Consider the following 6,564-nt stretch of genomic DNA (forward strand, 5'->3'; position numbering starts at 1 on the left):
TTGGCGGTTCGGAGACGTTCAGACGCCCGGCGCCGAGGCACCAGGCTCTAACAGGAGAGTCGGGTCGATCCGAAGGCCGCCGGCGGATCGCGGCTGCTGGGGCGCGGACGCGAAACCGGCGCCGCATGCCATTGCACGGTGAAGGGGAAGTGCCACTGTCGTCCCGAGGCGGGCAGGCGTAGCGCCGTGGCCGGTAGTGCCACGGCCAGCGCTGCCAGCACCAGGCATTGCGGGCAAACGTCGTGGGCGGGCCCGCACTGCTCGGGGTCCGCCGGTGCCGCGCAGGGGTTGTTGCGCTGCGCGTGCAGGTGAGCAAGCGCATGTACCGATGCCGCCACCTGCCCGCACAGCAGGAACAGGACAAGCAGTAAGGGTAACCAGCGTCGCCGCATCGGGTGGACTCTTCTTGTTCCGGGCGCCATGGCGGGCGCACGAGGTAAATGCAACTTCGTTGCGATCTTGCCATATCGCGTGCGCATTCGGCAACCGGAGAGGCGCCCCCGTGCGTGGCCGGTCGCACGCGTCACCCCATGGCAGGGATATTCGGAGCGGGTTGCGCGGTCTATTGGGGAGAGGGCGACGCATTCAGCTGCTGCCGCGGATGCGCCGCGCCCCGACGCGCAACTCAACCATGAGCCCGATCATGTGGTACCCCAACCCGCCCGCACCCGGCGCCGCCTTGCGCCGGTTGGGACTGCTGGCGGGATTGCTTCTTGCGCTGCTGGTATCACCGGGTGTGACGGCATCGAACCCGCCGCCGGCCGGTTCCGACCTGGAGCGTGTACAGCAGGCCTTCTCCGCCGCGGTCAAACGGCGGCATGCGATACCGCCGGCCCGGGCGGACTACTACGCCGGACTGCTCAAGACGGCGCTGGCCCAGGACGGGCTCGAGCGCGACGCCGGCGGCTGGGTGCTGGTCGCCGATCGCAATCCACGCGTACAGACCATCCTGCTTTACACCCGCCCCGACGCCGACAGCCCGTGGCGATGGGTCGGCGCCGCACCGATCTCCACGGGGCGCCCCGGCCGCTTCGATTACTTCGTCACACCGACCGGCGTCTTCGAGCACACGATGGACAATATGGATTTCCGCGCGGAGGGCACGCTCAATGAGAACGGCATCCGTGGCTACGGTGCGCGCGGCATGCGGGTCTACGATTTCGGCTGGGTCGAGGCTGAGCGCGGCTGGGGCAAAGGGGGGCACAGCGAGATCCGGCTGCAGATGCACGCTACGGATCCGACCTACCTGGAGCGGCGTCTCGGCCAGGCGGCCTCCAAGGGCTGCGTGCGCATCCCGGCGGCGCTCGACCGCATCGTCGACCATTTCGGGCTGCTCGATGCCGACTACCTGGCCGCCGCCGCGCGTGGCGATGATCTCTGGGTCCTGCAGCCGGACCGCGCGCCGGTGGCCTTTCCGGGCCGCTACCTGGTGATCGTCGACTCGGCGCAGAAGGCGCAGGCGGCCGATGCGACGGCCCGCGCGCCCGCTTCCGTGGTGCCTGCCCGCAAGGGCCCGGTCGAGCCTGCCGGCCTGACGTGACCTGGCCGGCGCGCGGTGCGGCGGACGGGTAAGATCGCCGTTGGCGCGCGGATCCTCTCCGGGGTGCTCGCCGCCCAAGGGTGCATCGCATCTTCATCGCATCTTTTCCACGGATTCTTCCCCTTTCTCAGGAGGCAACGGCAATGACAATGACTGACGCGGCGTACCAGAAGATCATGGTGGCAGTGGACGGCAGCAGCACCGCCGAGCGAGCCCTCGACGAGGCCATCCGCGTGGCGCGCCTGTCGTCGGCGCAGGTGCTTGCGCTCTACGTGGTCGACAATGGGCAGGTTCTGTTCGACGCGGGCTACTACGATCCGAGCCAGCTGCGCAACGCCTTCGCCGAAAGCGGCAAGCGTGCATTGGAGGCGGCGGCGCAGCGCCTGGCGGCGGCCGGCGTCGCCCATGAGACGCGGCTGATCGACGAGCCGGCCGTGATTGGCGATGTAGCCGCCTCGCTCAATGTGGTGGCGCAGGACTGGGGTGCCGACCTGATCGTGATGGGCACGCACGGCCGCCGCGGCGTGCGCAGGCTGGTCCTGGGCAGCGTGGCGGAGGCGCTGATCCGCGAGTCGACGACTCCCGTGCTGCTGGTGCGCGGTGACGCGACGGCGTGAGCGGCGCGCTGCTGCCGGGTCGGGGTTGCGCCTCGGGTTTGCCTAGCTGGCGAAGCGGAAATGCCCGCTGCGCAGCACAATCTCGTGCGCGTGCGTCAGTTCGAACCAGCTCAGGGCAATGCTCTCGATGCGCTCGCGATGCTGGGTGAAGGCCCGGACCAGGTCTTCCTCGCGCGGCGAACGGGCGCCGAACTGGCTCTTCAATGCCTCGGCGGTGATCGAGTAGAGGCTGGGCTCGCCGTCCACGGTGGCCGGGCAGGACAGCGTCAGGCTCGCCGCGCAGTATGTCGGAACGCTCCGGGGAAAGGTGACTTTTGCCATGGCGCACCTCGCGGCGAGAGGAGGATGACGACATTCTAGGCGATCGGGTCAGTTCGGGAAGCCCCGTGGTTTGCCCTAGGCGCTGACCCTAGCCAGAGTGCGTCACCCGCCTCCGGCCGCGTACCCGGGCCGCATTGCCCAGCTGCCGCAGCGATACCACTGCGGCATGCGCGGCGCTTATGTGGGCCATGGCGTAGCCGGCCTGCTCCTGCAGGAAAGGATCGGTGCCGGCGCTCGAAGCGGGCGCTGCGGCGCTGTCCACGGCGCCGGGCCGGATGGCCAGTTCAGCCAGGCGGGTTTCCACCTGCTCGAGCATTGCCTGGGTTGCCGGGTCAGGCCGCGTGCGCCCGGCCGGTGTGCCGGCGCCGCTGTCTGCCGCGGCGCGCACCAGGCCGGCCAGCGCCGCTAGCCGCCGCGTGTCGGCATGCAGGCGCAGGTACGTGTCGGACATGGCCGGCGCCAGGGTGGCCTGGCCTTGCTGCAGGGTTTGCTCGGCCCGCACCGAGGCGCGTCCGGCCGCCACCCGCAGGGCTTCCAGCCGGGCGGGCTCGGTGCCGCCGCTGCGGCTGGCGGCGAAGGCGGCGCGCAGATAGACGGCGTTGATCGCCAGCGCGTCCAGGCTGTGCCGGAACACGCGCGACAGTTCCACGCGCGGCGCCAGCACGGCGTAGCTGGCCAGCGCGATCAGGCAACCCAGCGCCGTGTCGATGCCGCGCAGCGCGGCGAAATAGCTGCTGTCGGCCGCCGGCGCGCCGATCCAGGAGAACAGGATGATGGCCGGTGTCAGGCAGAAGGCGAAGCCGGACGGCTGGGCCGCCAGCCGCCAGGCATAGGCACCAGCCAGAAAGGTGGCGCTGAGCAGCAGCGCCAGGCCGGTCGGCGGGTGTCCCAGGCCGATCAGGCAGGCGAGCAGGGCCCCCGCCAGTGATCCGGCAAAGCGCTTGAGCGAGATCTGCCGGGTCGTGGCCAGTTGCGGACTCAACACCATGATCACGGTGACGGCCACCCAGTAGCCGTGGTCCATTCTCCATAATTGGGCGGGCAGCAGGCTGAGCCCGCCGGCGAAGGCCAGCCGCAGCGCGTGCCTGCCGGCGAGGGCGTCGCGCGCCAGATGGTCGCCCAGTGCGGTCCGCCAGCGCTGCCAGATGTGGCGCAGCCTGGGCCGGTGCCAGCGGTGGGCGGCCTGCCAGGCCCCGAAGGCGGGGAAGCGCGCCAATCCTGCCAGGGCAGCCTGGTAGGGCGGTGCGGCGCAGGCATTCGGCGCCGGCGCGGTGAGCTGGCGCAGTTCGCGGTCGACCGCGGCTGCCACTGCGGGCAGGTCGGGTGCGTGGCGGGCTAGCGCTTGTTCCACGAGCTCGCGAGCGTCGCTCGCGCAGCGCACGATATGCAGCAGCGGAAGGCCGGCGGCATCCGGTGCGCGCTCGCGCAGCTCGGCGGCGACGATCAGCAGGGCAAATACCGCGTCGGCGGCCTGCACCAGATAAGCGTAGTGCAGCAGGTCTGGCGTCTCGCGCAGGCTACGGCGCGCGGCGATGGCCCGGCGCGCCGTTTCCAGGCGGCAGCGCACCGCATGCTTGCCGGTCATCACCGCGGCTGCCGAATAGGGCGTGGCGGCCAGCGTCTGCGCCAGGTGCTGCAGGGCTTCGAAGGCGGCAGTCACCTCGCTGCGCGGCCGCGCGTCGCGGCGCGAGGGAATGAGGCTCAGGCAGACCAGGCAGGCAAAGATGCCGCCGCGCAGATAGTCGATGCCACTGGCAAATACCTGGGCGGCGAGCGACGGCTCCGCCGGCGGCTGCAGGCAAGCGGCGATCAGCACCACATAGAGCAGCTTGGCCTCGATCGCAGGCGCCGGCCCGCGCGTTTCGGCCAGGCCCGCGGCCAGGCCGCTCGCCAGGACGACCGGGAGCGCAAGCCAGGGAGTGGCCGACACCGCGGTGCCCAATGCGCTGGCCAGGGCGCCGCCCACGCCAACCATCGCCAGTCCGCCCAGCCGCTCGGCGGGGGTGCCGCGCCGGTCCGCCAGGCAGGTCCAGAGCGACGCCGTGGCAGACCACAGGAAGCCTTGCTGCCCCGTCAGCCACGCGGTACCAGCCAGCGCCAGAAAGGCGACGGCATAGATGATGCCGCGCCGTAGCATTTCGGCATCGGGCCTGGGTCGCGGAAGGCGCAAGGCGGCAAGCATGACGTGGCGAACAACGGAAGTGGTAAATACGAGATGGGTGCGCTGCGCGCGCACCGCTCCACTCTAAGGCATGGTTTGCTGCATCGCAACAAAACACGGTTGGCACGCGGCGGGAGCGGCGGGCGGGCGGGCCTGGCAAGCCCGGAGAGCTTGCATGCGCCGGGAGCTGCACAACACTGGCCCGCGGCGGCGTGTCACCTGTCTCAGGTGTCGTCACCGCATGATGTGCCCGTCCTGGCCGGAATCAGGATAAAAAAAACCCGCGCAATTGCTTGCGCGGGTTGGAATCCACCGAGGTGGTGGAGGAGACAGGCTTCACTATACTTGATTTGTTGCGACGCACCAAGCAGTTTGTTGGGGTAATCACCGATGGCCGGAAATTCGTTGCTTTATCGCAACGTTGCGTGTATACAACACAGCACTTTGTTGTGCTGTTGCCACTTTTGCATGAGGCGCGAGCTTGCGTTGCGGGCTCGCTAACGGAACAAGTAGGCAATGCTGATCGCCGCGGCGAGGCCGGCAAAGTCGGCGAACAGGGCGCAGGCCAGCGCATGGCGGGTCTTGCGCACATTGACGCTGCCGAAGTACACCGCCAGCACATAGAAGGTGGTTTCGGTCGAGCCTTGGATGATGGCGGCCACCCGGGCCTGGAAGGAGTCGACGCCATAGGTGTTCATGACATCGATCATCAGGCCGCGGGCGCCCGCTCCGGACAGGATCTTCATCAGGCCCACCGGCAGGGCGGGCACGAACGCGGTATCGATGCCCAGGTGGGCGAACAGCGTGGTGATGGCGCCCATCAGCGCGTCCATGCAGCCACTGGCGCGGAACACCCCGATCGCCACCAGAATGGCGATCAGATAGGGAATGATCTGCACGGCCACGCCGAAGCCTTCCTTGGCGCCTTCTATAAAGGCCTCGTACACATGGATCCGGCGTAGCGCCCCGCAGGCCAGGAAGAGCACGATCAGAGCCACGATAAAGGCGCTGCCCACTTGCGCGGCCAGCCAGGCCGCCTGCCCGGGCGGCGCATGGCGCAGCCACATTGCCAGTGCCGACATGCCGGCCAGGGTCACGGCGAAACTGCCCAGGACCAGCGGCTTGAACAGATTGATGCGCTGCGCCCAGGCTACGGCCAGCAGGCCTGCCAGGCAGGAGGCAGCGGTCGCCAGCAGCGTGGGCAGGAAGATATCGGCAGCGTTGAAGCCGATCAGCCCCTGCTTGATGGCGATCGTCTGCCGGATGGCGATGACCGAGGTGGGGATCAGCGTCAGGCCCGCCGTGTTCAGCACGATGAACATGATCTGCGCGTTGGTCGCCGTGTCCGGCCTGGAATTGAGCGACTGCAGCTCGCGCATGGCGTTCAGGCCGAGCGGTGTCGCCGCGTTGTCCAGGCCGAGCAGGTTGGCCGAGACGTTCATCATCATGGCCCCCTGCGCAGGATGACCCTGCGGCACGCCGGGGAAGAAGTGGCGCAGCATCGGGTTCACCAGGCGCGCGAACATGTCGACCACCCCGGCCCGCTCGCCGATGCGCATGATGCCAAGCCAGAGACTCATGACGCCGGCCAGGCCCAGCGAGATCTCGAAACCCGCGCGAGCGTTGTCGAACAGGCTGGCCAGCATGGCCGGGAAGACCGTGTCGTCGCCGCCGATCAGGCGCACGCAGGCGACGACGAAGGACAGCAGGAAAAAGGACAGCCAGACAATATTCAGTGCCATCGCAGAGGCGGAGTGATCGAATCGGCCCAGCGGCCACGGTAATAAGGCCGTGCCGACGGTAGCCGCATCATAGCCTGCAGTCCCAGGCCGAAGTCGCTGTCACCGCTCCCCGCCTACGCCTATATATAGAGAGGGGACGAGAGGCGTTATGTGTCCCCAACGTTTCTTTTATGCTTCTTGAAA

At 68.7% G+C, this 6,564-nt stretch carries 6 protein-coding genes; 2 read left to right on the forward strand and 4 right to left on the reverse strand.

All coding sequences use genetic code 11. The annotated features are described in order from the left end of the window. Positions 1–47: 47 nt before the first annotated feature. Positions 48–392 (reverse strand): hypothetical protein, encoded by a 345-nt coding sequence (locus AC1Z3O_RS20205; RefSeq protein WP_483517469.1) that lies wholly within the window; start codon positions 390–392, stop codon positions 48–50. Positions 393–631: 239 nt separating this feature from the next. Between AC1Z3O_RS20205 and AC1Z3O_RS20210 the strand changes: the two genes are divergently transcribed. Continuing rightward, positions 632–1,540, forward strand: coding sequence for a L,D-transpeptidase (locus AC1Z3O_RS20210; protein ID WP_483517470.1), 909 nt, complete (start codon positions 632–634; stop codon positions 1,538–1,540). Positions 1,541–1,689: 149 nt separating this feature from the next. Then, the gene (locus tag AC1Z3O_RS20215) at positions 1,690–2,157 is read left to right on the forward strand and encodes a universal stress protein (RefSeq protein ID WP_483517669.1); all 468 of its coding nucleotides are present in this window, start codon (positions 1,690–1,692) and stop codon (positions 2,155–2,157) included. Between the two features lie 42 nt (positions 2,158–2,199). Here the strand turns inward: AC1Z3O_RS20215 and AC1Z3O_RS20220 are convergent, their stop codons facing one another. From AC1Z3O_RS20220 to AC1Z3O_RS20230, 3 genes are all read right to left on the reverse strand, one after another. Continuing rightward, on the reverse strand, positions 2,200–2,478 hold the full coding sequence (locus tag AC1Z3O_RS20220; protein ID WP_483517471.1) for a DUF1488 family protein: 279 nt from the start codon (positions 2,476–2,478) through the stop codon (positions 2,200–2,202). Between the two features lie 88 nt (positions 2,479–2,566). Beyond that, a complete protein-coding gene (locus AC1Z3O_RS20225; RefSeq protein WP_483517472.1) occupies positions 2,567–4,660 on the reverse strand; it encodes an FUSC family protein in 2,094 nt (697 codons plus the stop codon). A 476-nt stretch (positions 4,661–5,136) separates the two neighbouring features. Further along, on the reverse strand, positions 5,137–6,381 hold the full coding sequence (locus AC1Z3O_RS20230) for a nucleoside recognition domain-containing protein (RefSeq protein WP_483517473.1): 1,245 nt from the start codon (positions 6,379–6,381) through the stop codon (positions 5,137–5,139). Between the last annotated feature and the right edge of the window lie 183 nt (positions 6,382–6,564).

Source organism: Cupriavidus sp. 09_S30 (assembly GCF_056930435.1).